The 24,966-nt window shown below is 59.4% G+C and carries 17 protein-coding genes; 9 read left to right on the top strand and 8 right to left on the bottom strand.

Annotation, left to right across the window (positions count from 1 at the left end):
• Window positions 1–28: 28 nt before the first annotated feature.
• On the bottom strand, window positions 29–2,722 hold the full coding sequence (gene leuS, locus NJT13_RS17305; RefSeq protein WP_254522959.1) for a leucine--tRNA ligase: 2,694 nt from the start codon (window positions 2,720–2,722) through the stop codon (window positions 29–31).
• A 224-nt stretch (window positions 2,723–2,946) separates the two neighbouring features.
• Between leuS and NJT13_RS17300 the strand changes: the two genes are divergently transcribed.
• Entirely contained in the window at window positions 2,947–3,480 is a 534-nt protein-coding gene (locus NJT13_RS17300; protein ID WP_254522958.1) for an ICP22 family protein, read from the top strand.
• A 59-nt stretch (window positions 3,481–3,539) separates the two neighbouring features.
• Here NJT13_RS17300 and NJT13_RS17295 read toward each other — a convergent pair whose 3' ends face one another.
• A complete protein-coding gene (locus NJT13_RS17295) occupies window positions 3,540–4,001 on the bottom strand; it encodes an SPW repeat protein (RefSeq protein WP_254522955.1) in 462 nt (153 codons plus the stop codon).
• Window positions 4,002–5,019: 1,018 nt separating this feature from the next.
• On the opposite strand from NJT13_RS17295, the gene NJT13_RS17290 reads away from it, so the two are divergent.
• Window positions 5,020–5,838, top strand: coding sequence for a carboxypeptidase-like regulatory domain-containing protein (locus NJT13_RS17290; RefSeq protein WP_254522954.1), 819 nt, complete (start codon window positions 5,020–5,022; stop codon window positions 5,836–5,838).
• An 832-nt stretch (window positions 5,839–6,670) separates the two neighbouring features.
• Here NJT13_RS17290 and glmS read toward each other — a convergent pair.
• Both glmS and NJT13_RS17280 read right to left on the bottom strand, forming a co-directional pair.
• On the bottom strand, window positions 6,671–8,479 hold the full coding sequence (glmS, locus tag NJT13_RS17285) for a glutamine--fructose-6-phosphate transaminase (isomerizing) (RefSeq protein WP_254522952.1): 1,809 nt from the start codon (window positions 8,477–8,479) through the stop codon (window positions 6,671–6,673).
• Between the two features lie 662 nt (window positions 8,480–9,141).
• On the bottom strand, window positions 9,142–9,792 hold the full coding sequence (locus NJT13_RS17280) for a helix-turn-helix transcriptional regulator (protein ID WP_254522950.1): 651 nt from the start codon (window positions 9,790–9,792) through the stop codon (window positions 9,142–9,144).
• Window positions 9,793–10,148: 356 nt separating this feature from the next.
• On the opposite strand from NJT13_RS17280, the gene NJT13_RS17275 reads away from it, so the two are divergent.
• From NJT13_RS17275 to NJT13_RS17255, 5 genes are read left to right on the top strand one after another with little or no spacing between them, the layout of a single operon-like run.
• A complete protein-coding gene (locus NJT13_RS17275) occupies window positions 10,149–11,549 on the top strand; it encodes a nucleotide sugar dehydrogenase (protein ID WP_254522949.1) in 1,401 nt (466 codons plus the stop codon).
• A complete protein-coding gene (locus NJT13_RS17270; RefSeq protein WP_254522947.1) occupies window positions 11,549–12,595 on the top strand; it encodes a glycosyltransferase family 2 protein in 1,047 nt (348 codons plus the stop codon). The genes NJT13_RS17275 and NJT13_RS17270 overlap by 1 nt, the downstream gene beginning before the upstream one ends.
• Window positions 12,595–13,665, top strand: coding sequence for a DUF354 domain-containing protein (locus tag NJT13_RS17265; RefSeq protein ID WP_254522945.1), 1,071 nt, complete (start codon window positions 12,595–12,597; stop codon window positions 13,663–13,665). Before NJT13_RS17270 ends, NJT13_RS17265 begins: the two co-directional genes overlap by 1 nt.
• Window positions 13,666–13,667: 2 nt before the next feature.
• Entirely contained in the window at window positions 13,668–14,630 is a 963-nt protein-coding gene (locus tag NJT13_RS17260; RefSeq protein ID WP_254522944.1) for a glycosyltransferase, read from the top strand.
• Complete coding sequence (locus NJT13_RS17255) at window positions 14,620–16,608, top strand: hypothetical protein (RefSeq protein ID WP_254522943.1); 1,989 nt, start codon at window positions 14,620–14,622, stop codon at window positions 16,606–16,608. The genes NJT13_RS17260 and NJT13_RS17255 overlap by 11 nt, the downstream gene beginning before the upstream one ends.
• Before the next feature lie 834 nt (window positions 16,609–17,442).
• On the opposite strand, the gene NJT13_RS17250 is transcribed toward NJT13_RS17255, so the two are convergent.
• Window positions 17,443–18,432: a DUF1616 domain-containing protein gene (locus NJT13_RS17250; protein ID WP_254522941.1), complete on the bottom strand. Its 990-nt coding sequence runs from the start codon at window positions 18,430–18,432 to the stop codon at window positions 17,443–17,445.
• 410 nt (window positions 18,433–18,842) lie between these two features.
• On the opposite strand from NJT13_RS17250, the gene NJT13_RS17245 reads away from it, so the two are divergent.
• Window positions 18,843–19,454, top strand: a complete 612-nt coding sequence (locus tag NJT13_RS17245) for a DUF7344 domain-containing protein (RefSeq protein WP_254522939.1) — start codon at window positions 18,843–18,845, stop codon at window positions 19,452–19,454.
• A 17-nt stretch (window positions 19,455–19,471) separates the two neighbouring features.
• On the opposite strand, the gene NJT13_RS17240 is transcribed toward NJT13_RS17245, so the two are convergent.
• Complete coding sequence (locus NJT13_RS17240; RefSeq protein ID WP_254522938.1) at window positions 19,472–19,810, bottom strand: hypothetical protein; 339 nt, start codon at window positions 19,808–19,810, stop codon at window positions 19,472–19,474.
• Between the two features lie 375 nt (window positions 19,811–20,185).
• Window positions 20,186–21,880, bottom strand: coding sequence for an asparagine synthetase B family protein (locus NJT13_RS17235; protein ID WP_254525479.1), 1,695 nt, complete (start codon window positions 21,878–21,880; stop codon window positions 20,186–20,188).
• A 253-nt stretch (window positions 21,881–22,133) separates the two neighbouring features.
• On the opposite strand from NJT13_RS17235, the gene NJT13_RS17230 reads away from it, so the two are divergent.
• Window positions 22,134–23,468 (top strand): polysaccharide deacetylase family protein, encoded by a 1,335-nt coding sequence (locus NJT13_RS17230; protein WP_254522935.1) that lies wholly within the window; start codon window positions 22,134–22,136, stop codon window positions 23,466–23,468.
• A 208-nt stretch (window positions 23,469–23,676) separates the two neighbouring features.
• Here the strand turns inward: NJT13_RS17230 and NJT13_RS17225 are convergent, their stop codons facing one another.
• Window positions 23,677–24,849 (bottom strand): succinylglutamate desuccinylase/aspartoacylase domain-containing protein, encoded by a 1,173-nt coding sequence (locus tag NJT13_RS17225; protein ID WP_256549403.1) that lies wholly within the window; start codon window positions 24,847–24,849, stop codon window positions 23,677–23,679.
• Window positions 24,850–24,966: the final 117 nt, after the last annotated feature.

The following is a 24,966-nucleotide window of genomic DNA, read 5'->3' as shown; positions in this document are numbered from 1 at the left end:
CGCATCCGGGAACCGAAACGGGACGCCGTCAGCTGATGTGAATTGCCGGTTTTCCGGGTCGGGCTTTGGTCGCGAGTTCGTCGTCCGCGGTCGCCCGGCGAACGACGACGTCAGCACCGAACTCGTCCGTCACGAGCCAGGTCGAACGCTCGAGAATCGCACACTCGCCGTCCGCCGTGAGTCGCTGGCCGCTTTCCGCGTTGCGGTCGCTCCCGAAGTGCTCCGCGACGAACGCCCCGACGGTTTCCCGGTCGGCGTCGACGCTGTCCTCCTCGAGGACGCCGTCGAGTACCGATTCGACGTCGCCGTCGGTTCGATCGGCCAGTTCGGCCGCCCGGTACTTCCACTCCTCGGCGACGACCAGTTCGATTCGCTCGGGTTCGTCGATGGCGGCGACCTCGACGATGTCCCGGACGTCCTCGAGCGTCCGATCGATCAGACGACGCTCCTGCTGGTACGCCGATGCGTCGCGCTCGGGCGCCGGCCACTCGGCCTCGACGACCAGGCCCTCGCCGCGGAGTTTGTTCCACAACTCCTCGCCCAGATGCGGGGCCATGGGAGCGATCACCGCGGCGAGGGTCAACAAGCCGCGCCGATAGACCTCGCCGTGAGGGCGGTCGTACTCGCGGTACCGCCGCAGGAGACGCGCGAGTTCCTGAATTTCGGTCGCGGCGCGGTGGAACCGGAACCGCTCGTATTCATCGGTGATCGCCGCGGTCGCCCGGTCGATTTCGCGGGCGACGTATTCGTCGTGCGCTCGCCGCTCGAGACGGGGATTGCCCTCCTCGACGAAGTCGGTCGCCATCCGGTAGAGTGTCTGCTGGAGGTCGTAGGCTCCGCGGACGTTGTTGGCTGTCCACTCGAAGTCCTGTTCCGGGTGGGCCGCCGAAAGAACGAACAGCCGAGTCGTCTCCGCCCCGTACTCGTCGGGAGCGACGACGTTTCCCCTGGAACTGGACATCTTTTCACCGTCGTACAGCACCGTCCCCTGACTCATGAGTTCCCGAATCGGCTCTCGGCGCTCGAGGAGACCGAGATCGGCGAGCGCCCGCGTGAAGAAGCGGGTATACAACAGGTGGAGAATGGCGTGTTCGTCGCCCCCGACGTAGACGTCGATCGGCATCCACTCGTTCGCGAGATCGGTGTCGAACGGCGCGTCCTCGAGATGGGGCGACAGAAAGCGCAGGAAGTACCACGAGGAGTCGACGAACGTATCCATCGTGTCCGTCTCTCGACGTGCCGGACCGGCGCAGTCGGGACAGGTCGTTTCGGTCCACGCCTCGGCTGCATCCAGGGGGTTGCCGGTCGTCTGGACGAACTCGGGAAGTTCGACCGGGAGTTCCTCGTCCGGGACGAGGACGTGGCCGCAGTCCTCGCAGTGGACCACCGGAATCGGCGTCCCCCAGTACCGCTGTCGGGAGATGAGCCAGTCGCGAAGGCGGTAGGTAACGGCTTCCTCGAGCGCGTCGTGGTCTTCTACGAGTCGTCCACGTGCCGCCTCGCTTTCGAGACCGTCGTACTCACCGCTTCCCTGGAGCACCCCCTCGCCGGTGTACGGTGCCGTTTCGGCGGGAGCACCGCTTCGACCGTCGTTCTCGTCCCCGGGATCGTCGCTGGGGACGATCACGCGGTCGATCAGCAGGTCGTGTTCGATCGCGAACGAGTGGTCGCGCTCGTTGTGGCCGGGGACGCCCATTACGGCACCCGTACCGACGTCCTCGAGGACGTAGCCAGCGACGTATACGGGAAGTTCTGCGCCGGTCAGTGGATGAACGGCGGTCGCTTCGGTTTCGACGCCGGCGAACCCGACCTCGTCGGGATCCTGCTCGCGGACGATATCGACGTACTCCGCGACCTCGTCGTCCGTCGCAGCCAACTCGCGCGCCAGTTCGTGACCCGGCGACACCGCGAGATAGGTCGCGCCGTAAATCGTCTCCGGGCGCGTGCTGAAGACCTCGACGGGTTCGGCACCATCCCCGCTCCCGCCTCCGCCCCCGCGGGATGACACGTCGAATGCGATCCTCGCGCCCTCCTGTCTGCCGATCCAGTTGCGTTGTATCTCGCGGACGCCGTCGGGCCAACCCGTAAGGTCGTCGAGTCCGTCGTCCAGTTCCTCGGCGTAGTCCGTGATCGTGAAAAACCACTGGTCGAGTTCTCGCCGACCGACCGGCGTCTCGCAGCGCCAACAGACCCGATCGCCGTCGTTCTCCGCGACCTGTGCGTCGGCGAGTACCGTTTCGCAGTCGGGACACCAGTTGACCGTCGCCGCCTCGTACTCGACGAGTCCCGCCTCGTAGAGGCGCTCGAACAACCACTGGTTCCACCGGTAGTACTCCGGTTCGCAGGTGGTGATCTCCCGAGACCAGTCGTAGCCAAAGCCCATCGTCTCGAGTTCCTCTCGCATGCGCCGGATACAGGCCTGCGTCCAGGACCGCGGGTCGGTCTTTCGTTCGACTGCCGCGTTTTCGGCCGGGAGGCCGAACGCGTCCCATCCCATCGGGTGGAGGACATCGTCCCCCTGCATGCGACGATACCGCGAGTAGGCGTCCGTGATCGCGTAATTTCGGACGTGCCCCATGTGGAGCGTGCCGGACGTGTAGGGAAACATACCGAGGACGTAGGTCGGATCGTCGGCGTCCTCGTCGAGCGCGTAGACGTCGTCGCGCTCCCAGACGTACTGCCAGAACTCCTGTACCTGGGCGTGATCGTAATGGCTGGTCATTGTCGGCGAGATCCGTTGGTCCCACTGGGAGCGCCGGCTATATCATTGTTCGGCCGCCCGAGTCGGGACGGCTTCGCGAACGGGCCGCGCCGTCGGTCGCGTGAGGGGATTCGAGAGCCACGGAACCAGTCACAGACGGTCCGAAGGGCCACCGAACTCCGTGCCTGATCGGGTATGGGCTGAGATTAACAAAGCGGGTGGACGGCGTCCTGACACGGTGTCGAATGTCCAGATTTCGCGACGATCTTCCATCGGCGGTCGCGTTGCTCGTCACCATCGCCGCCGTCTTGCTCACGTTCGGTGCCATCGTCTCCGTCTTCGCACCCGAACTCACGGCCGACGATTCCTCGCCAGCCGAGACGGAGCACGACGGCTCGTCGGTAAACCAGGCGAACGAGACAGCGGCCGACCGGGAGGCGAACGAGACGGCGGCCGAGCGCGAGCGAGTCGGATCGACTGACGCCGAGACGGACAGCGGTGACACAGCGGCCGGTGGCGGCGACGCTACTCCGACTCCCGAGTCCGAGGGCGACGGGCCTGCGGCCGAGCTCGGATCGCCCTCGGACGACACGCCCGAGCGACCCGACCCCGAGTCGGAACTCGGCGGCATAGAGCGGACGATCGAGCAAGCATTAGGTGATGACGGGGAAGACGAGGCAGCCGAACGCGACAGCGGCCCCTTCGACGACGAGCGCGGACGGTCGGACGACGACGGGCGGGGCCGACCCGATTCCGCTGGTCCGCCGGGTGATAGCTAACCGTCGGTAGACGCTGGTCCGTTCGACGACCGACGAAAAACGGACACTCGGATGGTCGGTTACCGGGTTCCGGCGGCCGTCCCGGTGCGGACGCCGCGGCCGCCTGCGTACGCGACGTACGCCGAGAGCACGGCGGCGACGATTCCGGAGATGACGTTACTCCAGACGAGCCCCGTTCCGGCGACCGTGAGGCCGCTCATCGCAACCTCACCGCCGATGGCCCACTGAGAGACGATCATCCACAGCGCGAGCAACGCGACGAGCGACATCACGCCGGTACTGGTCGAGTGGCCGGTAGTGATCCGATAGTAGTTGTAGCCCGCAAGGAGGAAGATGGCCCCACCGACGAGAAGATTGTTCCACAGCATGGCCGTCGCCTCCGGATAGACGAACGGTGAAACGGCCATCCAGAGACCGATCAGGGAGACCAAACCACTCAGCCACTTCTGACTGTCCGATTCACCCTGCCTGCGGGTGGTCGATTCACCGGCCGTCGGTTCGTTCGTGGTGGACTCGCTCATGGTTCGTGGTACCCTCGTTTGCGGCTACACTGAGGACACTCAAAAGCCGCACGACTGTTCCACCTCCGCGCCGAAAATCCGTACAAAACGCGCTCGTTCGGCGGTACGTCAACGAACGGTGAGCGCAGTCCAAATTGCTGTTACGACTTCCTAATGAACGACTGGCGCACTCCCCCTCGGTCGGGTAATTCGGTTTTACTGTGCGGCGAATCGGTGGAAAAATCATCACCACCGCGTTCCGTACTGGAAGTCGATCGAGTCCGCGCGAGACGGGTTCGAACGTCCCGGACGGAATCATCGTTTCCAGTACACAGTCCATCGGCCCCAGCACTCTCACCGTCGTCGGCCGCGAACTCGAATTCCCGCTCCGGAGCAACTCGATACCTCCCGTCCACAGCAGTCGCGGTGGGTACTCGAGCGATGCTGTGGTGTCGAATCGAGTATGGATCGGACGAGTGGGCCGAATCGGCCGGTGAAACGGACGCGACTCTGACGAATCCGACGCTGATCGAACGACGTCGGCCACCTGGGCCACGAAGACGCGAGGCGAGTTTCGGGCGCAAACTCGATAGTTGCGATAGTTGAAACGTCCTTATCCTCTGTATAGTGATGCCCCAACAGAAGAAACGTTGATCAAATGAACTCACTTGTAACTGCATCCTGCGGGCTTCGTGGCCGGCAGCATGCAACACACAAGTTACCATACCGAAATCCTCCACTCGGTTCGAGTTTCATGGGGGTACTCGGGGGCGACAGAACGACATTCACGAACAGATCGGAAACCGTATCATCCGAACCCATCGTCTCGGGGACGGACGAGACGGGGAGTGCGTAATCAACGACTATCCGAACTGGATTAGTACCTATGCGCAGCAATACCCAACAACAGCGTGCGGAGACCCGATCGATTCAAAGCAGCGTCCAGATTTTGCTCGTCATCTGTGGCGTCGTCTTCCTGGTAGCCGGGGTGACACTCGCAGTCGGTGGCGTCTCAGTCGGCGACGCGATCGACGGCGTCATGGGCGGCTCCGATCAGGCCGGCGATAGCGGTGGGGCGGGCGGCGACGGTGCCGATACCGGTGACGGCAGTGGTGGCGATGATAGCAGCGGAGACTCCGGTGGCGATGACAGTGGCGGAGACTCCGGTGGCGATGATAGCAGCGGAGACTCCGGTGGCGATGACAGTGGCGGAGACTCCGGTGGCGATGACAGTGGCGGAGACTCCGGTGGCGATGACAGTGGCGGAGACTCCGGCGGCGACGATAGTGGCGGTGACGAAACGTATTCACTGCCAGTGGCGGTGGAAGATCAGGACGGCAACGGGGTTTCAGGCGCAACTCTCACCATCGACCTACCGTCCGGGGAGACCATGACGGAAACCGTCGGGGATAACGGTGAGATCTTGTTCAAAGAGGCCAGTGAAGGCGAATACACGCTCACCGCAACCGCTGAAGGATACGGAACCGACGATAAAACCATCCAGCTCGATAGCTCGAGAGACGATCCAGTTACGCTGACAATCGAAGAAGATCAGGAGACGTACTCAATTCAGGGAACCGTAACGAACGAGAGCGGCGAACCGATTGACGGCGCCACGGTTCACCTCAAAAACCTCCGCAGGAGTACGGAGGTCAGAGATGACGGCACATACGAGATCCCCAATCTCGAGCCCGGCGATTACACGGTTATCGTATCCGCAGACGGGTACAAAGAGGCGGAAAAGAAAGTCACGATCAAGGACTCGGACGAAGAGGATGTCAAGATGAAACTAAAAAAAAAGGATGACGGAGACGACGGCGGTTTTGATTGGCCGTTCATGATTTCCCCCGGAGTATAGTAGCGTAGTTCGCTGCTATCTCATCTGTTGGCAGCGCTATTTCCCGGGCTCAAGGGTCGATCTACCCATCTTAGTACGGAATAACAAGCACCTCTCAACGACAGTGTGAGGACTCGAACGGTTTCCTCAGTACGCGGAGTCACGCCTATCCCAAACCTGTTAACAGCCCTCCAGCCAGGTGCCTGGAGGGATATTTCACGTCTAATTCTACCAGACAACCGTCGAACTGTGCCTCCAGATGCCAGCAATTCCCTCCCCGCTCGAATCCTTCATCCTCCGTGTTCGAACCGAAAACGACAGAGTGTGACGATCGGTCGAGATTCGTCGTTCGCCTGCACCTGTGAGGGGAAAGCGGAGAGAATACCGAAGGAAGGCGAGGAGAAATCGTCGTTTCGTCAATCGAACGTGGCACTGGTAGAACGATTCCAACGGACTTGTTTCACGACTGGTCCGGAATCGTCATCTACATGCCGGAACCTCAGGACGTGGCGTATCTCCGGCCACGATCGATCAAGCGCCTCCGGACAGACTCCGAAGATCGAATCGACGTACGCAGCTGCTGGTCCGACTACTCTCAGGGTGGAGTACTCGGCAAGAACACTACCCACTACGGATCGGCGTGTACCGGCGCGAAAATTGACCTTCTCGTGTCACCGTCGATCGAGTGTCAGTAACGTACGACGCAACGATCTCCGTCTGAGCGACGACCGACCCAACCGCGTGAAATCCTCCGGTCGATACGCGGTGTAAAATGAAGACCGAATCAGCGGGTGTGGGCTCCCAGGGGCCCGACCCGGCCGAAGCGACGAGACGTCAGCGAGGACCGACTCGATCACTCGACCGTGACACTCTTCGCGAGATTGCGCGGCTTGTCGATCGGCCGATCGAGCAACTTGGCGGCGTAGTAGGAGAGCAGTTGCAACTGCACGTTCGCGAGCAGGCCCGCCCAGACGGGATGTGTGTCCGGAACCGAGAGGTGCGCGTCGGCGATGTCCACGAGGGAGTGGTCGTCCGGACCGACGGCGACGATCGGCGCGCCGCGTGACTGTGCCTCGATCGCGTTCGTCGTCGTCTTCTCGTCTTCGCCGCCGGTGTAGACCGCGAACACCGGCGTCTCCTCGGTCACCAGGGCGAGCGGCCCGTGTTTGAGTTCTCCCGAAGCGAACCCTTCCGCGTGTTCGTACGTGATCTCCTTGAACTTCAACGCGCCCTCGAGGGCCACCGAGTGCCCGAACCCGCTGCCGATGAAGAAGTACGACTCGCTGTCGCGGTACGTCTCGGCGAGGGCCGCCGCCTGCGTCGTCTCGAGGACGGTCTCGACGTGCGCCGGGAGGTCCTCGAGGGACTCGAGCATCGACGCCCGATCATCGAGGGGAGTCGCGTCGGGGATGTCGGCGGCGACGTGCTGGGTGAGGAGTCCGAGTGTGACCGCCTGCGAGGAAAACGTTTTCGTCGCCGCGACGCCGACCTCCGGGCCGGCGCGGATGTAGACCGCGTCGTCGGCTTCGCGTGCGGCGGTGGATCCGACGACGTTCGTCACGGCGAGCGTTCGCGCGCCGCGTTCTGACGCAGTCCGGACCGCATCGAGCGTATCGGCCGTTTCACCGCTCTGGGTGACCGCGACGGCGAGGGTCGCGTCGTCGACCGGGCCGGACATCGATCCGTACTCGCTCGCGCGAAGAACTTCCGTCCGGACGCCGGCGGACCGCAGCAGCTGTCCGCCGTACATCGCAGCGTGATACGAGGTTCCGCAGGCGACGAACTGAACCGTGTCGACGTCCTCGAACGTTCCCGCCTGAAGATCCTCGAAATCGACGGTCCCGTCGTCGATCCGGCCCTCGATCGTATTCGAGAGCGACGTCGGCTGCGTGTCGATTTCCTTTAACATGTAGTGATCGTACCCACCTTTCCCCGCGTCCTCCGGATCCCAGTCTACGGTGTCGATCGGCCGCTCGAGGGGCTCACCGTGAAGATCCGTAATACGATAGGAATCGGGCTCGAGGACGACCATGTCGCCGTCCTCGAGGTAGATCACTTCGTCCGTGTGATCGAGAAACGCCGGAACGTCGCTGGCGAGGTACCACTCTTCGTCGTCGAGACCGAGGACGAGCGGCGACCCCTTCCGTGCGGCGTACACGGCCTCTTCGCCGTCGACGATCGCCGCGATCGCGTAGCTCCCCTCGAGGGTGTCGACTGCCTGCCGGACCGCCAGCTCGGTATCGCCGGTCGACTTCAGGTACTCGTCGATGAGGTGTGGAATGACTTCGGTGTCGGTCTCGCTCTCGAAGACGTGACCCATCGCCTGAAGTTCCACTCGCAGTTCGTCGTAATTGTCGATGACACCGTTGTGAACGACGGCAACGTCACCAGCCGTATCGGTATGTGGATGGGCGTTCTCGTCCGTCGGCGGACCGTGTGTACTCCACCGGGTGTGACCGATCCCCATATTCCCGTGGGGGCGAGTGGTCAACGTCGATTTGAGGTCGGACACCTCGCCCGAACACTTGTGAACCTTGACGCCGGAGCCGTTCTGAACGGCGATTCCCGCCGAATCGTAGCCCCTGTACTCGAGATTTTCGAGGCCGGAAAGCAGCGTTTCCGCTGCGTTACCGTGGCCGATTCGCGCGATGATACCGCACATTAGCCGACCACCTCCGTTCGATCGACTGGCGTTGACCACGGTGTTCCACCATACGAGAAATCTGCGACGGGGCGATCGACGGATATCAGCCCCGATACCCCACCATTCGAGAGGACTGCGACGGGGCGATCGACGGATCCGTCGGTCGTATCGAAGCAGTTCGGGACGGCAACCTGGAGCGTAGTTCTATTTCGTGTCATTGGTATCTCCTACCCGTACCCGCCGTCCGGCGCTGGACGGGACGGGCCCCTACATACACCACGATTGACGGCAGCCATTACTATACCACGAATAAAACGGTGGCTATCGACCGTATAAAACAGAATACGTTTTCACAGGCTGCAATCTACAATGCGTTCGGTCCTTCGTAAGCGAGTACCAGGACATTCGTTCGATTCCCTGTCTCGGTATGCTGGGACGATTTAGTTCGAAACAGCGGAGAACCGGTACAGGATGTCTGTTCAACTGGCCGGATAAATTGTTTATCGGTGACATAAGCACGATTTCCAACGGCGAGTCTGGACGACGATCGGACCACCGGCGGGATCGAATCGCCGATGAGAAAACGTGTGGACCGAACCGGGAGCCACCGTCGCCGGTGGCGACCGAATTCGTCCGGCTTCCGAACGGCTCCGAATGGATGCTACCAACTGGGTGCGTGCTTATGGAAGCGGATTCTCGACGTCATCCGACTGTGCCTGTCCGTCCGGCGTTCGGTTGGACAGGGTAATGACGTTCTCTCGACCAACCGATGCCTTCTCGATCGTGCCGTCTGCGTGCATTCGCGAGCAGATCCTGCTAACCTTCGACTTTGACCAACCTGTTTCTTCTGTGATTCGATGCTGGCGAATACGGCCGTGATTTGCGACGAGCAGTCGGACCACCTTTCCCTCGTCGCTCAGGAGCTCGGGTGGGGTTTCGGGCGACAAATAGTATTCGTACGCCCGATGATCTGCTGCGCGTGAGTGGTTCGTGTCGTCTGCGCGATCTGTCGAGTCTGCGATCAGCGGAAGCGACGAAAGCTCGAGATCACGGTTCGATAGCGTTTCGGCTATTCGAATACCAACGAGCCCGCTGATCAACAGGAACAAAACCACGATAAGGGTCATCTCCCAGAACGACGTCGCACGAAGGAGTTGCAACAAGTACAATGGCCCGCCGGATCGATCGGCAATCGGCTGACCGATAGCACTCGAGGCAAACACGTGAACGTCGTGGTGGGAAAGGATCGAAGCCGAAATCGTATCGATCGAGACAGTGCTGTGAATCGATGCGAGCGCGGCTTCGACTCCAATCTGGGAAGTGGGCACCATGATTCGCGGTTCTGCTACGGCCGATGCGTGAGCGAGTCACAGGTATCGTGACCTCTTCGGCCGCACTGGAAATCAGATTCGTGGGACCTTCATTATAGACAGGTACAGGTAGGCTTAACAACGATTTAAGCGTCAGGCCCGTTGCGCGTCCTTCCGCCCGATACAGCCAGCATCAGCCTATTAACAGAGGGTTTCGCACGTTGTGGTAGTCGCATCTGTTTATACGCGGTATAGTAAACCCCCAACGCCGACTTGGCGATATCTGCCGAACGTCCCCGCACATTCACGGCTGCAACGATACCGAGCGGTCACCGTCACACGACCGAGTACGACGGGGAGGCGACAACGCATCACTCATGACCACAATAATCAGCGACACGGAGAAGCGAGCAGACGACCGAGAGAGCGAGCATCACGCGCTCGAAACGAGTCGCGACGGAACGACCCTCGAGCATCCGTCGGACCAGTCGACGCGCGAAGCGACAATCTGTGTCGTCGGACTCGGCTACGTCGGACTGCCACTCGCCGTCGGATTCGCGCAGTCGAACTATCGCGTGATCGGATACGATATCGACGAGACGACGGTAGAGCGTCTCCAGGCAGGTACCGACACGACCGGTGACCTCTCCGACGAAGCGATTCAAGACGGCGATATCGCGTACACGACCGACGCATCCGAAATAAGCGAGGCCGATTACGTTATTATCACCGTCCCAACGCCCATCGACGAAGACGACCGGCCGGATCTGGGATACATCGAAAGCGCGGCGAAGACCGTCGGTTCGAAGATGGATCCAGGGACGACTGTCATCCTCGAATCGACCGTCTACCCGGGCTCGACGCGCGAGATTCTCGTTCCAGCGCTCGAGGACGCATCCGATCTAACCACCGGTGAGGACTTCTTCGTCGGGTACTCGCCGGAGCGCGCCACCCCCGCGGATGGCGAGCACGGACTTCAGGACGTCGTCAAGGTCGTCGGTGCGCAGTCCGAAAAAGTTCTCGACGACGTCGCGACGTTGTACGAATCGGTCGTCGACGCGGGCGTTCATCGCGCTCCCTCTATCGAGGTCGCGGAGGCCTGTAAGGTCATCGAGAACATTCAGCGAGACGTCAACATCGCGCTCGTCAACGAATTCTCGAAGATTTTCGAACAGATGGGACTCGACACGCGCGAGGTGCTCGAGGCAGCGAGGACGAAGTGGAACTTTCACGACTACCGACCGGGCCTCGTCGGTGGCCACTGCATTCCGGTCGACCCGTACTTTTTCGCTCATCGAGCGAAACGAGCAGGGGCGACACCGGAGTTGACGCTTACGAGTCGGAAGGTAAACGAGTCGATGCCCAACCACGTGGCCGAGCTGACGATCAAAGCTCTCAACCAGTGTAACAAGACGCTGCGAGAGAGCCGCGTACTCGTACTTGGACTGACGTACAAATCGAACGTCAGCGACATTCGCAGTTCGAAGGTGGCCGACGTCGTCGATCACCTCCGCGAGTTCGACATCGACGTCGCTGGATACGATCCGCATGCGGACGCCGACGCAGTTCGAGAATCGTTCGACATCGACGTCCAGGAGTCGTTTTCGCTCGACGGGTTCGACGCCATCCTCCTCGCGACGTCGCACTCGGCATTTTCGGATATCGAAATCGACGACATCGCAACCGCCATCGACGACGATGGCGCCTTGATCGACGTCGCCGGAGCGTTCGAATCGGAAGACGCAGCCGACGCCGAACTCGTCTATCGCAGCTTATAATGTACCGAAGACACACGATCGGCGTGATCGTCCCGGCGTACAACGAAGAGGGTCACATCGGTGACGTACTCGCAACGATGCCCGATTTCGTCGATCGAATCTACGCCGTGGACGACCGCTCGACCGACGATACCTGGCGTGTTATCCAGGAGTACGCCGCGGCATCGAGACAGCCGGACGACGAGTCCACCGGAACCGAAACGGTAGACGACGGTGACGAGCGGCTTCGGACGTCGCTTCCCGACGGTGGTTCCGTCGTCGGGTCGAAGATCGTCCCGATTCGTCACGCCGAGAACAAGGGTGCCGGTGGCGCGCTCCGAACCGGTTACGTCCGAGCACGGGACGACGGCGTCGACATCGCGGTTACGATGGACGCGGACGGACAGATGGATCCCGATCAACTTCCGTCGCTGCTGGATCCAATCGTGGAGGGCGACGCCGACTACGCGAAGGGAAACCGACTCGCCGATCAACTCTCCCGGCGGGAGATGCCTCCGTTCCGTCTGTTCGGCAACTGGCTGTTGACCCAACTTACGAAGATCGCAAGCGGATACTGGCGCCTGCAAGACCCTCAGAACGGATACACCGCGATTTCACACAAAGCGCTGTCGGCTATCGACATCGAATCGCTTCCGGACGATCACGACTACCCGAACGATCTACTCGTCCGACTGAACATCGCCGGAATGCGTACTGCCGACGTGTCGATGCCGGCGGTCTACGACGACGAGGAGAGCACCATCCGGTATCGCACCTTCGTCCCGCTAACCTCGGTGACACTGCTCAGGGGCTTTCTCCGTCGGATGTGGGCACAGTTCACCACCGATCGCCGTCATCCCGCCGTCCTCTGCTATACGACGGGGATCGCAGTGTTGCTCAGTTCGATCGCCATCGCGACCGTCAGCGCCGTGAACGCCGTCAGCGGCGAGCCTTCCGTCCGCGAGCCGATAGCGGCCCTGTTCGCGTTTCTCGCCGGTGTCGGACTGCTCGTGGTCGCGATGCACGTCGACGCACGGGACAACGCACGGCTGGAGGTGCGTCGCTGATGCGCGTAATCGTCACGATCCAGCACCCGGGTCACGTTCACTTTTTCAAGCACGCGATCCGGGAACTCGAATCGCTGGACCACGACATCTACGTCTTCGCTCGCGAAAACGAAGTGACGGTCGAACTGCTCGAGCGCGCCGGGATCGACCACGAAGTGCTGGCCGGCGAATCGAACTCGCTGTTCTCGCTTGCCGCGGTGCAAGCGACCTACGAGACCCGACTCCTCCGTCGAGCGCGCCGCATAAACCCGGACGTAATCACGGCTATCGGCGGTGTCGCTGCGTCTCACGTCGCGTCCGTGGTCGGCGCAACGAGCGTCGTCTTCTACGACACGGAACACGCGACGATCATCAAAAAGCTCGCGTATCCGTTCGCCGATGTCGTCTGTACGCCGGAGTGCTACCGAGGCGACATCGGCTCGAAGCAGGTTACGTACCCAGGCTATCACGAACTCGCGTACTTGCATCCCGACCGATTCGAGCCCGACCCCTCGGTCCTCGACGATACCGGGCTGACGCCGAGTGACACCATCGTCGTGATGCGTCTGAGCAGCTGGGACTCCTCGCACGACCTCGGACAGGGCGGATTCGAGGATCCAGTCGACGTCGTCGACCGCCTCGAGGACGCCGGGTCGACCGTCCTGCTCACGTCAGAAGTCGAACTTCCGAGCGAACTCGAGTCGTACCGATACACGCTGGCACCGGACCGAATGCACGATCTGCTGGCCTACGCGGACTGTTTCGTCGGCGAAGGAGCGACGATGGCCGCGGAAGCCGCGGTCCTCGGCACGCCGGCCGTGTACGTAAATTCTCTCTCGCTGGGATACGTGACCGAACTCGACCAGACGTACGGGCTCGTGTTCAGCTGTAACGGCACCGATCGCCATGCCCGCTCGCTCGAGCGGTCGATTTCGATTATCGAAGAAGACGACCAGTCGAAGTGGCGGCGCCGACGCGACCGCCTCCTCGACGATCAGATCGACGTGACGGACGTCATCGTTCGACAGGTCGAGACAGCCACCTCCGGAGCGAATCCGGACCACTCCACGATTGCACCGAATCTAGGATAACTATGCACGTCCTTCATCTCATCACCTCAACGCGATCGTTTTTCGAACAGCAGATCGCGGTCCTCGAGGATCGCGGCATCGAGTGTACCGTAATCGGCGTTCCAGGGGACTACAGCGCGGATTCCCCGCGGACGCCGCTCGATTATCTGCGCTTTTACCCGCAGGTACTTTCCCACGTCCTGTCGGGCGAGTACGACCTCGTCCACGGCCACTACGGGCTGGTCGCGCCCTTCGCAATCGCCCAGCCGATCCGCCCGGTTGTCTTGAGCCTGTGGGGGACTGACGTGATGAGCGACATGGGATGGCTGCGTCAAATTAGCCGAATCGGTGCTCGGGTTGCCGACGCCACGATCGTCCCGAGTCCGGCGATGTCCAGAGAACTCGACGTCGACCACGTCGAAGTTCCGTTCGGCGTCGACACGGATCTGTTCAGGCCGATCTCGCGCGAGGAGGCCCGCGACCGTATCGGCTGGGACCCGGACGGTCGTGTCGCTCTGTTTCCGTACGACCCAAGTCGCGACGTCAAGGACTTTTCGCGGGCCGAGCGCGTCGCCGACCTCGCCGACGTGGATCTCGAGGTGCGAACGATCGACGCGGTTCCGTACGAGGAAATGCCCTACTACATGAACGCAAGCGACGTTCTGCTCGTGACGTCGCGGCGAGAAAGCGGCCCCATGGTCGTCAAGGAGGCGGCCGCCTGTAACGTCCCGATCGTCTCGACCGACGTCGGCTTCGTCCGTCAGACGATCGACGACGTCGAAAACTGCAGCGTGGGAACGACGAACGACGAGTTGGTCGCCGGCCTCGAGCGCGTGCTCGACGGAGATCGGCGGTCGAACGGCCGCGAAGTGATCGGTGGACTTGGACTCGAAGAGATGGGAGATCGCGTTCTCGACGTGTATCGCCGCGTCCTCGATAGACCCGATGAAACGATCAGTCGAACGGGGGTCAGTCATGAGATATAGTACGCTCTCGGAACTACGGCCCCTGCGTCTCGATACCGTCGCTGCGATCGGTGGGCTGTTGATCGCCCTCGTGCTGTTTCCGCTTCGGTTCTTCGCTTCGCAGATCTATCTCAATACCGTTCCGTTCATCCTCGGTACCGCGTGTTCGCTTTACCTCCTCTCTCTGTACCAGCGAGACGACGCGCGTGCGGTTCCGACGTTTTCCCCGCAAGTCACCATGGCGCTTCCCAGCATCGTTTTCGCCGGTCTGGCGGGGCTCGTAGCGCTAACGGTCGTTCAAGGCGAACGAACGTTGATATTCTTCGGAGTCTCGGGTATCGTGGGTACCCTGCTGATAACGCAGATCCTGTTCGCGAACGACCGCGAACTCAGTCCCGGTCTCTTACTGCTTCAGATCGTCCTCTTTGCGGCCGTCTTCAGGTTCACCGCACTGTACGTGACACACGGATACATCGGGATCGACATCTGGACGCACAGTCGACTCGTCGAGTCGCTCCTCTCGGAGGGGTCTCTCCACGCCATCTCCGACGACAAACATTACGCGTCCCCGTTTTATCACCTGATGGTCGCGACCTCGGCGGCCCTGTACGATATCCCCGTCCGGGGTGCCTTGTACCTCTCGTTGGGAATCGTCATGACGATCTCAGTGCTGCTCGTCTACGCGACGACGAACCTGCTCGTGTCCACCCGGTGGGCCGTGCTGGCAACGGCGTTGTACGCCATGGGGAGTCACGTCGCACGGTGGGGGATGCACATCATCCCGACGAGTCTCGGGTTGGTCTTTTTCCTGGCAGTGATGTACGCGCTGATTCGCGTGATGCGGATCGAGTATACGACTCGAGACTTCTCGCTTCTCGTCCTCTTGAGTATCGCCGTCATCTTCACTCATCAGGTGTCGACGTTCATCATGCTCGTGCTGTTGCTCGCGGCGTTCATCGCGCAACTCATATTCGTGATCGGTCCGCTGGGGCTGACGCGACTCGATACGAGCGTCTTCCGGACGAAAAAACCGGTCAACCTCATCGGGCTCGTCGTCTTCGATGCCGGACTGACGATCTTCGTCTGGTCGATCACGCCGTACGGGCAAAGAGAGACGTTCCTCAAGACGGTCCTGTACTACTTCGAAAAAACGGTCCAGGAGAGCGCCGGTTTCCTCAGAATCGAAGGCGGCTCCGGATCGAGTACGGCTGAAATGGGAGCCGAGGCCGGACCGACGATGCTCGATCAGGTGGTCCCCTATGTGGACAATCTCGGCTTCCTCCTCCTGCTCGCCATCACGTTCGTTGGGTGTCTGTACGTCCTCCATCGACGACGCGCTGAGCAATCCGTCTTTACGCTATTGATTGCCGCGGCGTTCATGCTCGTGTTCATCCTCGGTCTACCGATGTTCGGCATCGATAACTTCATCCCGACGCGATGGTTCGCGTTCCTCTACGCACCGATGGCGATCCTCGGAGCGGTCGGGCTCCGGACGCTGAGGGAAAATCTCTCCCCTCAAGTAGTCGTCGCCTCCCTCCTTCTGCTCGTTCTCCTGTATCCGGGGGCGATGGCGTTCGCACCGAACAGTAACGCCGACAATCCCGTGTTCCCGAAACATCACGAACGGCTCGCGTACGATCAGTCGGAACTCGCCGCGGTCGAGGCGATCGGAGACATCACCGGCAGACCGTCCGCAAGCGAACTCAGCCCCGAACAGGAGATGTACACTGATCATCCCTACCAGACGCTAATCGGCCGCCAAGGTGCGTTTGCCAAATACGAGACCAAGCCCGCGATAATACCGACAGAGGGGTCCCACGACTATAGCTACACAGTGTATCGGTCGCGGCAATCGTCTCCCGGCACCTACTTCAACACTACCACCGGCAGCCCAGATGTCGAGCAAATCTCTAAATCGCAACTGTGCCGCCCGGAGCAGGCGACGGTCTACACGAACGGGGACGTCACCCTGTGTACGCCCTCTCCGGCGCTCGACTGATCGACCCGTTGCGCTCGCCCTCACACCGGCATCTTCAAATTGCTATCACGCCGGCATCCACAGATCACGACGCCAGGTAGCAAACGCTAGATGAAACACCGTTCGCTGTCGCGAACATAAACACATCTACCGCTGCGTGTCGACAATCTACGGACAGTTGTCCGGCTCCTGGTCAGCAACGACCGCCACACCTCTCGCGTCCAGTACGAGACCGGTTACGCTGACCGAGAGGGATCCCGATCGATGATCGGTTATCGGAGCGACGGACCACCTACCAAAATCGGAGCCACTGGGGGTCTCGAAACGGCCACTCTTCAACCACCACTGCCGGAACGAGAAAGGACGGAGTCGATGTGAGTCCATCTAACGTGGTTTTCGGTGAACGGAGATTGCGGGAGAAAGCGGTGGACGAGTACTCACTTCTCGTAGTGAGAGCTGGCGCCCAGCCGATAGGCCGGCCCACCGGGACAAAGAGATTCGCCAACCCCGACCACCCATCCCGGGAACGAACATCGAATCACTTCTCCGGTCACACCGATTGTACGAATCGGAGGAAGCCGCGTCCGAGGAAGTAGTCGAGTACGGTCACAGAATAGTGTGGAAACCCACAATCGAAACGACGCACCCGATGATTCGGTCAGCGCGATGGGCCGCCTCCCTTGCACGCGAGCAGACAAACAAACGATAGCACGCTGGTGATGCCTCGAGCGAGGACGGCCAGGGATCTATTTGTCAATTGTTCGGATGCTAAGGGCGGAAGTGACGTCCACAAAGGGGCGTTTGTGTCGAAGAGTCCATCGGCACGCGCCGGAGAGGGAGAGTCCCAGTCGCGACCTATCTCACCTCTATCGGAAGACGAATAACCTGATACGCATTCTCAGCGGATGGTTGGGCCGGCGGCTCGGTCTCGTATAGCAACAGCACCAGTCGGAGATTGCTCCCTCGCATCCTCGGGGTAACGTTAAGCGCCTGTTGCTGAGTTGCACCATCGGCGACGGTAGACGTTTTTCTGTCCAATTGGATCGACTGGTTCACAGTGACTTCGTCATCGCCGTAGCTCACCTGCTGAAGCAAGACGACGGTCGTATATGTCCGCTCTTCGTGTTCCTGGTTCGTGATCGACACCTGCAGTTCCTGCTGTTCGCCCGAAACGTACGTCGACTTGTAGAGAGGAACGACCTCACTGGTAACGTTCTCCGTTTCAACCGAGAATTCTGTGAAGCCATCTTGTTGCGGTGGGTTTGCGACGGCAAATCCGCTACTCGCCGCTAACAGTATCAAACCGACAGCGATCGCGATGTTATACGGCCGGCGATCGATCTGGCCGAAACTGTCCGGCCGTGTCCGAGAGAAGAACGGGGAGAAAAAAGAAATCGATGGAACGAATCGCTGATCGAGGGGACACCGGTAGCGAGCCACGATCGCGACGAGAGCGAGGACGACGATCAGGACCGAAATGCCGGGGAGCACCGTTTCGGCACTCAAACCCCTGGGGGTCAAAGCCGAGATGAGGGCAATCACTGAAACCAGCAAGACACTACAGACGACTGAGAGGACCGTCCGTTCGACCGGCTTGAGACCACCGGACACCAACAGGGGATTACCCAATCCGGTTTTTTCTTCGTCGAAGGACTGGTATTCGTCGTTTGGTTTGTCCGGGAAGAGGGCTGAGACGAGCGTATACCCCGGAAAAAAGAGGAGGAGAGGCATCGCCATCGCTATTCGTATCACCCCCGAAACATCTGAAATAAGAACGAACGTGACGAATCCAGTCGCTGCAATGATGGCTGCCTGATCGAAAAACCACCAGTGGTCGTTGCTCATTTCGTCGTTCCTAGCGGGGAAGATGGTTTATTATCGGCCAGATAAGTACCGGTCTGCCGGGCCGGTCCGACGGTCGTCGGCCGATGAGGCACAACTATCTCGACACAAACGACCCGAAAATAGCGTTCTGCCATTCTTTACTGTCCAACGAGATGCAAGACACTCAAATTCAGGTTTAAAGTGCGAGATTGCTGGAAGCTATATTTCCGAAATAAATACCCTTCCCCATAATCTGAAGATGGCTAATACTGGTGGTATGGAGCAAAATAAAGAGGATATGAAATATCGAAAAACGAAATAGAGTTTTGTGAAATGGTGTGAACTATGTATGAATAGTGTAAACTGAGTATGACACGACTATACGGATTCGATACTTTATTATCCCCTTGTGATAAGTGATGGCTGGTGCAATGAAAGCGAAACATATCAGCTCGGAAGAAGTAAATGAGACGAGTTCGAATGACGAAGCTCAGGGTGAGAGCGACGAGACTGATAACCCCGCTGAAGAGCCTGCTTTTTCGAAAGATGAAATCTTTCATCTCCTGCAAAACGAACGACGGCGGTTGGTCCTCCGATATCTACGGGGGACCGAAGGACCCGTACGCATGCGTGATGTCGCGGAACAAGTCGCAGCGTGGGAGCACGATACGACCGTCGAAGAGCTCACGTCGACTCAACGCCAGCGCGTCTACATCCCTCTCTATCAGTCGCATCTCTCGAAGCTCGACGAAGTTGGCGTCATCGATTACCAGCAAAATCGTGGTATCGTCGAACGAAAACCGCTCGCCGACCAGTTCGAGAGGTACCTCGAGCTAGATTCGACAGACGAGACGACAGACGACCGTAACGACGACAGTAGTGATTGGGACGATTATTACATTGGCGCGACGGTCCTCTGCTATGTAGTCCTACTCGGTGCAGTGATGGAGTTGCCGTTCGTTTCGTTCCTCTCTGGAATCGGCCTAAGTGCGCTGATACTCTTCCTCTTTACCGTCCTCACCGCGAGCAGAATGATGAACTGATCAGTGGTAGACGATCGCTACACTAATCCTGGAACGAACCAGACTGCAAACGAGGTTGTAACGAACGTGATAGTCGCTGCAAGCAGCATGTGAGCTGAGACGACTGCAACGAAAGCGAGCAACACGCTGATCGTGAGCAGAACGAGTGCAGCGGGGAAGAGGAGACGCTTCTTGTTCGAATAATTCGAGTTCCGCTCGACGATACCTTGCGTTTCGTCGAACTCGATTGCCTCCGACTCGTCGAGTGCTGGCAGTCGTTCTTCGTAAAGCCGCTGGTGGACGGACGCCCAGGTTTCGATCGACGGCCGTCGCGGTTCGATCAACGTATCCGCTATTTCGTCGACGGTCGCGGGCATGTTTATTTGATCGAGAGTAGATAAAAGAACTGTATCGGATTCCGGAACGAACTCTTCGACTGGTCTGGCGGCTTCCTCGCCCTCCGGGTGATCGGTCTGAGGGGGATAAAAAATTGTCACTCCAGACGAAGGATCAGCGTCTCCTGAACGCTCCTCGCTGTGAACGTCCGTCGATGACCGAAACCAGGACGGCGTCAGACGCATATTCCGCCGTAACCTATCGTGGTACATAAGTATTTTCACGGTTCGATTATCGAGAACGAAATAAATGGTTGTTAGAGCGGTTTTAGCCCGTGATTTGGTCTCCGAGAGAGTCTCCATTACCGTATAGAAATGTGGGGGAGGAGCAGCAATAGAACGTGAGACTACACGAGACTATACCACCGACGAATCCGGTGGACGCAACCATGGAAGCGACCGCATTTGCGATTGTGACCACCACTCGAGCCATCCGCGGATATCTGTAATCCTAAGCTTGTGTCTGGCGGGGAGCGTATGGACGTGCTCGAAATCTGCCAACAGTCGGCGATCGAGGTCGTGGCGCTCGAAGAGCAGCTCACGATTGGGCCAGGGCGGTTCGAACGACGCGAGAAACGGCGTTTTACGGCGAACGAATCCTTCCACCTCGTTGAGCAGCGTCGCATCGTACGGCCGATCCGGTGGTCGATGTCGCAAGATGTGGGGGTCGATCCGCTCGCACGCCTGAAGAAAGGTGTCCGTCGTTCGGCGTTCCGGAGGTGTCCGGAGGTGCCAATCGATCAGTTCGCGATCAGTCGCCAAAAACGGCGTAAGGAAGTTATCTGACAGGTGGGCGTGAAACGGGACCGACGGCTGGTTCGCGATGCCACAGCAAGAGATGGCGTTCTGCGTCGAATCGACACGGTCCCGTACCGTTTCGAGTTCCCTTGCGATGGTTTCCCTGACGAACGTTTCAGGATCGACATCGAAAGACAGCATCTCGGCGAGTTCGAGACTGACCTCGCGATTGTATCCAAACTTCTCGAGCAGCGTTTCCACGGGGTTCGGGTTGGATTCGAGGCGGCCGGTTGGGACGCGTTTACCGAAGACGTCAACGGTGTTCTCAGCGGTGAAGTGGCCGCGAAAGAACGTGTCGAAAAGAAGACCGTGGTACATCGTGTCGACCTGAATCTCGTCCGTATATCCGGCGTGGTGGATATGCAGCGATTCTTTGATCCCGTGTGTGTACCTGGTTTTCGAATCATCGGGGCGGATATACCGCTCGTCGGGTTGGAAGGCGGTGTGAATCGCATCGTACTGTGACGCCAGTCGTTTTGCAGCACGCACCTCCGCCGCTGTCGGGGTTCCAACTGTGTAACTGTGCTCGATGTCGGTTACTTCCGAGAGGATGATTCGCGAGTCGTAGCCCGCAGAAAGTAACAATCCCTTCCGTCCGGGTAGCGAGGCTCGTCGTCGGAGGGCGCGCTCGAGTCGATCAGCGAGTTCGTCTACGACGTCGAATTGTCGTGGACGGTAGACGAACCGATCCAGAGAGACGACAGATTTTGGCGTGAGGAGACTATCTATCGGTAATCGACACAGATCAGTGAACGCCGTTTTCTCACCGAGGGTCACTCCCAGATGGAGGAACTCCAGGAGGCTGTCCCGATGAAGCATCGGATCCGAGAGCACCCGACCGACCGCTGCGGAGTCCGTTCCGAAGACTCGAGCGCCCGCATCATCGGTATAGAAACATTCCCGGGAGCGAACCGGATCAGTTGCGACGAATGCTCCGCCACTTTGCTCCGAATCCACGACGGCCAGATACGACCCATTGAGTCCCGCGAGCGCATCGGTTCCGTCCGTCTCGTATTCTTCCAGAAGCCATCGCGCGGCATTCTGATCATCGTGGGGAACATATACCTCTCCCCAGATGAGACAACACCCCTCCTCACCGGTATATGTGGCGCTCCACCCGGGGGTTCCGAGATCCGGATCCCTGATTCCGACCGTCACCGTCGATCCGTAGAGTACCTCGTCGAATTCGTCACTAGATCTGAACCGCTCGAACGTCTCGCTCCCGCCAAATACGCCGAAGAGTTCCCTGTTCATCATCTGAGATCACCACACAGACGACGTACGGTCGCGGATGGGGCAACCGGATACCGACCGAACCGGCCGACCCGACCGAACACCAGACCGAGTTTGCTCACGTACGTCTCTTCGGTGGACCCTCGACCGAGTTTTCAATAACTATGCTATTCTTAAGGGCCAAAGCGGCCGCTACAAGCCGACCTGAGCGATCGAGGCAGGGGACTATTGGATCTATAATAATGGGATCGGTGTCGGTAATTTCGGCTCGCCAATGGATCAAAAACGTGCGACACGAAGGCGGTTTCTCGCACTGTCGGGTGCGACGGGAATTGTGGGGATGGCGGGCTGTGCGGAGCGGTTCAATCCCATGTCGAAAGATAGCGATAACGACAACGATAAGGACGACGAGTCGGATTCAACCGACGACTCGTCCGTCCCCGGACTCGTGGACGGGGTTCCACCGCTCGAAACCAAATTCAACAGCCGAGAAAAGTTCGGCCAACCGGGAGAGTCACTCGACAACTTCAGCAATCTCGACGACTGGACCGTCGTTCGCGGGACGGGCGAAGCGGATTCGGATATCGTGTTCGACGGTGATCAGAGCCTCAAACTCCAGTCGAACGGAAACGAGAATATCACCGTCGAAAGGAGTCTTCAGGACGAAGACCTGACGGATACGGACCTCTCGCTCGCGATACGGACGACGACGCCGATGCAGATCACGGTCAACATGCGGATCATCGACCAGTTCGGCAACCAGAAAGTGTACTCCCTGCGGAATATCTCGTACCGGACGCCCGACGCCGGCTGGTTCAGATCGAGTCCCGGCGTCTTCACACAATCTTCGGTCAAACCGTCGTTAGATTACCTCGATCGACTCGAGATTCGGGTGCTCCATTCGAAGCCGCAAGCGGAGGTCTGGATCGACGACCTGCGCACACACGAAACAGCAGATACGGGGTACGTCATGCTGAGCTGGGACGACGGATGGACCGACTATTACGAGACGGCCGCACCGCTTCACGACGAGTACGGCTTCTCGACGGTTCAGGCAGTGATTCCGAGGCGGGTCGAACAGGCTGGAGGGGGATACATGTCGCTCTCGCAACTCCAGGAACGCCAGGACAAGGGCGACCAGATCGTCGTTCACGGTACGCACAGCCCCATTCACGAACTCGAAGACAAAGAAGTGATCGCGGAACGGCTCAAAAAAGACAAAGAGTGGTTCATCCAGAACGAAATAGAAGGGGCGAACTACATCGTCCATCCGCACAACAGCTTCGACAAGACGAGCCTCAAACAAGCGACGAACTACCATTACAGTGGCGGCTTCAATCAGGCTGGCAACGTCAATACGACGAACGTCTACGGATTCGATCCGCTCGTGTTGCCGCGAACGATCGGGAACGACCTCGAGATTTCGAAACAATGCGTCGATCTAGCGTCTCAACACAACCAGTGTACGATTCTCAACTTCCATCGGTTCGATGCCAACAACACGATGTCCGCGGACGATTACGAGTCGCTACTCAAATATATCAACGACACCGACATCGAAGTAATCACGTTCGACGACCTCTGGAAACTGCGGGCAAGCGGCCGCTGAGTCCTCGCGTTCGTCGTTAATTCCGATCCTATTCCCCCACAGGTGTGTGGGTCTCGTTCTCGTTACAAATCGTTGTTACCGAATCAAACGAAAGCACGAAAGCGAACGTCGGTATAGAAGTGAGGGACACACTCGGTCGTGACTGAGGAGGTAACCGCACCATCCGCTGGCGCCGCGACTGGACGAGCAGGGACCCGAGGGCAACATGTCAACAGCCGGTCGAGAGCGTGACTTCGTCCGTGTCAGACGTTCCGTTGTTACCGCGGACACGCACGGTGACCGGATAGTTGGCACCCTCGACCGTCACATCGACCTTCGCGCCGGCTTTCTCGAAGGTTCCGTCGGGACCAATCTTCCACTCGTAGCAGTCGATGCCGCTGGGAGGAGCGTTCGACTGGGAGGCGTCGAGTGTGATCGTCTGACCCTTGTCGAGGGATGAAACGGAGGTCCAGGTCGGCAGAGTGGTGATCTTTGCGGTCGGTTTGACGCTGTCCGATCCGCTCTCGTCGCCCGCCGTCTTAGTTGGTTGGGGTTGGGACTGCGATTCGATGCTCGGTTCGGATTCGGAAATTATCCCGTTCGGGGATACCTCGTCTCTGAGGAGTCGCTCGACGATCGCCGTGTGCCACTGGACACGTTGCTCGAGTGCGACGCCGGAGTAAGTCTCTGCGAGGAACGCGTCGGCTCCCAGATCACGGGCGGCCTTGTGGACCAGTAGATCTTGCGGCCTGGCATCCGGGGAGGAAAACCCACCGACCTGGAACGCGAGATCTGGGTCGTCGACGTAGTTCCGATTGACGAAGTCCGTCACTTGAGTAGCCTCGTTGGTACCGTCGCCGGTGAAAATCGCCTGTCCAACGCCGTTCGATGCGTTGCCACCGTAAATTCCAATCGACTCGTGGAGGTCGATGACGACATCGGGTTGGTACTTGCTAACGACGTTCCAGATAGCTCGTCCGAGTTTCGTTTCGGGCGTAGACCACTCTGGGAACACCCGGTTGAGATTGTTTCCGTCCTGATCGTTCCGGGTACCCCGTTCGATAGCGACAGCATTGGCTTCGGGAATCGTGACGAGTGTGCCAGCCTCGATCGCCCAGTTAGAAACCTTCCCGGCAGCCGTGTAACCAGCGACTTCATTCCCGTGCATTCCGCCGATGACGAAGGCGGTTGGCCCGTCGGCATCCGCAGTGGTAACGTATACAGTCGTCTCTTCGGACGTTCCTTCACGAATGGGGAACGACTCTTGAGAGACACCCCCCGAGTCGAGCTGGTCTGCTGCGTTAGCGGCACCGGTGATGGTTGCGCTTGCGAGCACACATCCGCCTGTCTTAGCCAATACTGATCGCCGTGGGAGTGTGTCTGGAAGTGATTCGGGTCTCATCCGTCCGATTCATAGATAGGGATCCGTTTTAATACAGATATGATAAACTGAAGAAACAGTACTGTTTCAAAGATGGATTGGTGTCTGAAATTAAAATTCGTGGTCCCAGAACGTCCC

The organism is Natrinema caseinilyticum, assembly GCF_024227435.1.
Classification (GTDB): Archaea; Halobacteriota; Halobacteria; order Halobacteriales; family Natrialbaceae; genus Natrinema; species Natrinema caseinilyticum.
This window is presented reverse-complemented; position numbering and strand designations above follow the sequence as displayed.

What these genes read in the sequence shown, in the direction of transcription:
- leuS (WP_254522959.1), bottom strand. Translation starts at nt 2,722, where the DNA reads ATGACCAGCCATTACGATCACGCCCAGGTACAGGAGTTCTGGCAGTAC.
- NJT13_RS17300 (WP_254522958.1), top strand. Translation starts at nt 2,947, where the DNA reads ATGTCCAGATTTCGCGACGATCTTCCATCGGCGGTCGCGTTGCTCGTC.
- NJT13_RS17295 (WP_254522955.1), bottom strand. Translation starts at nt 4,001, where the DNA reads ATGAGCGAGTCCACCACGAACGAACCGACGGCCGGTGAATCGACCACC.
- NJT13_RS17290 (WP_254522954.1), top strand. Translation starts at nt 5,020, where the DNA reads ATGGGCGGCTCCGATCAGGCCGGCGATAGCGGTGGGGCGGGCGGCGAC.
- glmS (WP_254522952.1), bottom strand. Translation starts at nt 8,479, where the DNA reads ATGTGCGGTATCATCGCGCGAATCGGCCACGGTAACGCAGCGGAAACG.
- NJT13_RS17280 (WP_254522950.1), bottom strand. Translation starts at nt 9,792, where the DNA reads ATGGTGCCCACTTCCCAGATTGGAGTCGAAGCCGCGCTCGCATCGATT.
- NJT13_RS17275 (WP_254522949.1), top strand. Translation starts at nt 10,149, where the DNA reads ATGACCACAATAATCAGCGACACGGAGAAGCGAGCAGACGACCGAGAG.
- NJT13_RS17270 (WP_254522947.1), top strand. Translation starts at nt 11,549, where the DNA reads ATGTACCGAAGACACACGATCGGCGTGATCGTCCCGGCGTACAACGAA.
- NJT13_RS17265 (WP_254522945.1), top strand. Translation starts at nt 12,595, where the DNA reads ATGCGCGTAATCGTCACGATCCAGCACCCGGGTCACGTTCACTTTTTC.
- NJT13_RS17260 (WP_254522944.1), top strand. Translation starts at nt 13,668, where the DNA reads ATGCACGTCCTTCATCTCATCACCTCAACGCGATCGTTTTTCGAACAG.
- NJT13_RS17255 (WP_254522943.1), top strand. Translation starts at nt 14,620, where the DNA reads ATGAGATATAGTACGCTCTCGGAACTACGGCCCCTGCGTCTCGATACC.
- NJT13_RS17250 (WP_254522941.1), bottom strand. Translation starts at nt 18,432, where the DNA reads ATGAGCAACGACCACTGGTGGTTTTTCGATCAGGCAGCCATCATTGCA.
- NJT13_RS17245 (WP_254522939.1), top strand. Translation starts at nt 18,843, where the DNA reads ATGAAAGCGAAACATATCAGCTCGGAAGAAGTAAATGAGACGAGTTCG.
- NJT13_RS17240 (WP_254522938.1), bottom strand. Translation starts at nt 19,810, where the DNA reads ATGCCCGCGACCGTCGACGAAATAGCGGATACGTTGATCGAACCGCGA.
- NJT13_RS17235 (WP_254525479.1), bottom strand. Translation starts at nt 21,880, where the DNA reads ATGAACAGGGAACTCTTCGGCGTATTTGGCGGGAGCGAGACGTTCGAG.
- NJT13_RS17230 (WP_254522935.1), top strand. Translation starts at nt 22,134, where the DNA reads ATGGATCAAAAACGTGCGACACGAAGGCGGTTTCTCGCACTGTCGGGT.
- NJT13_RS17225 (WP_256549403.1), bottom strand. Translation starts at nt 24,849, where the DNA reads ATGAGACCCGAATCACTTCCAGACACACTCCCACGGCGATCAGTATTG.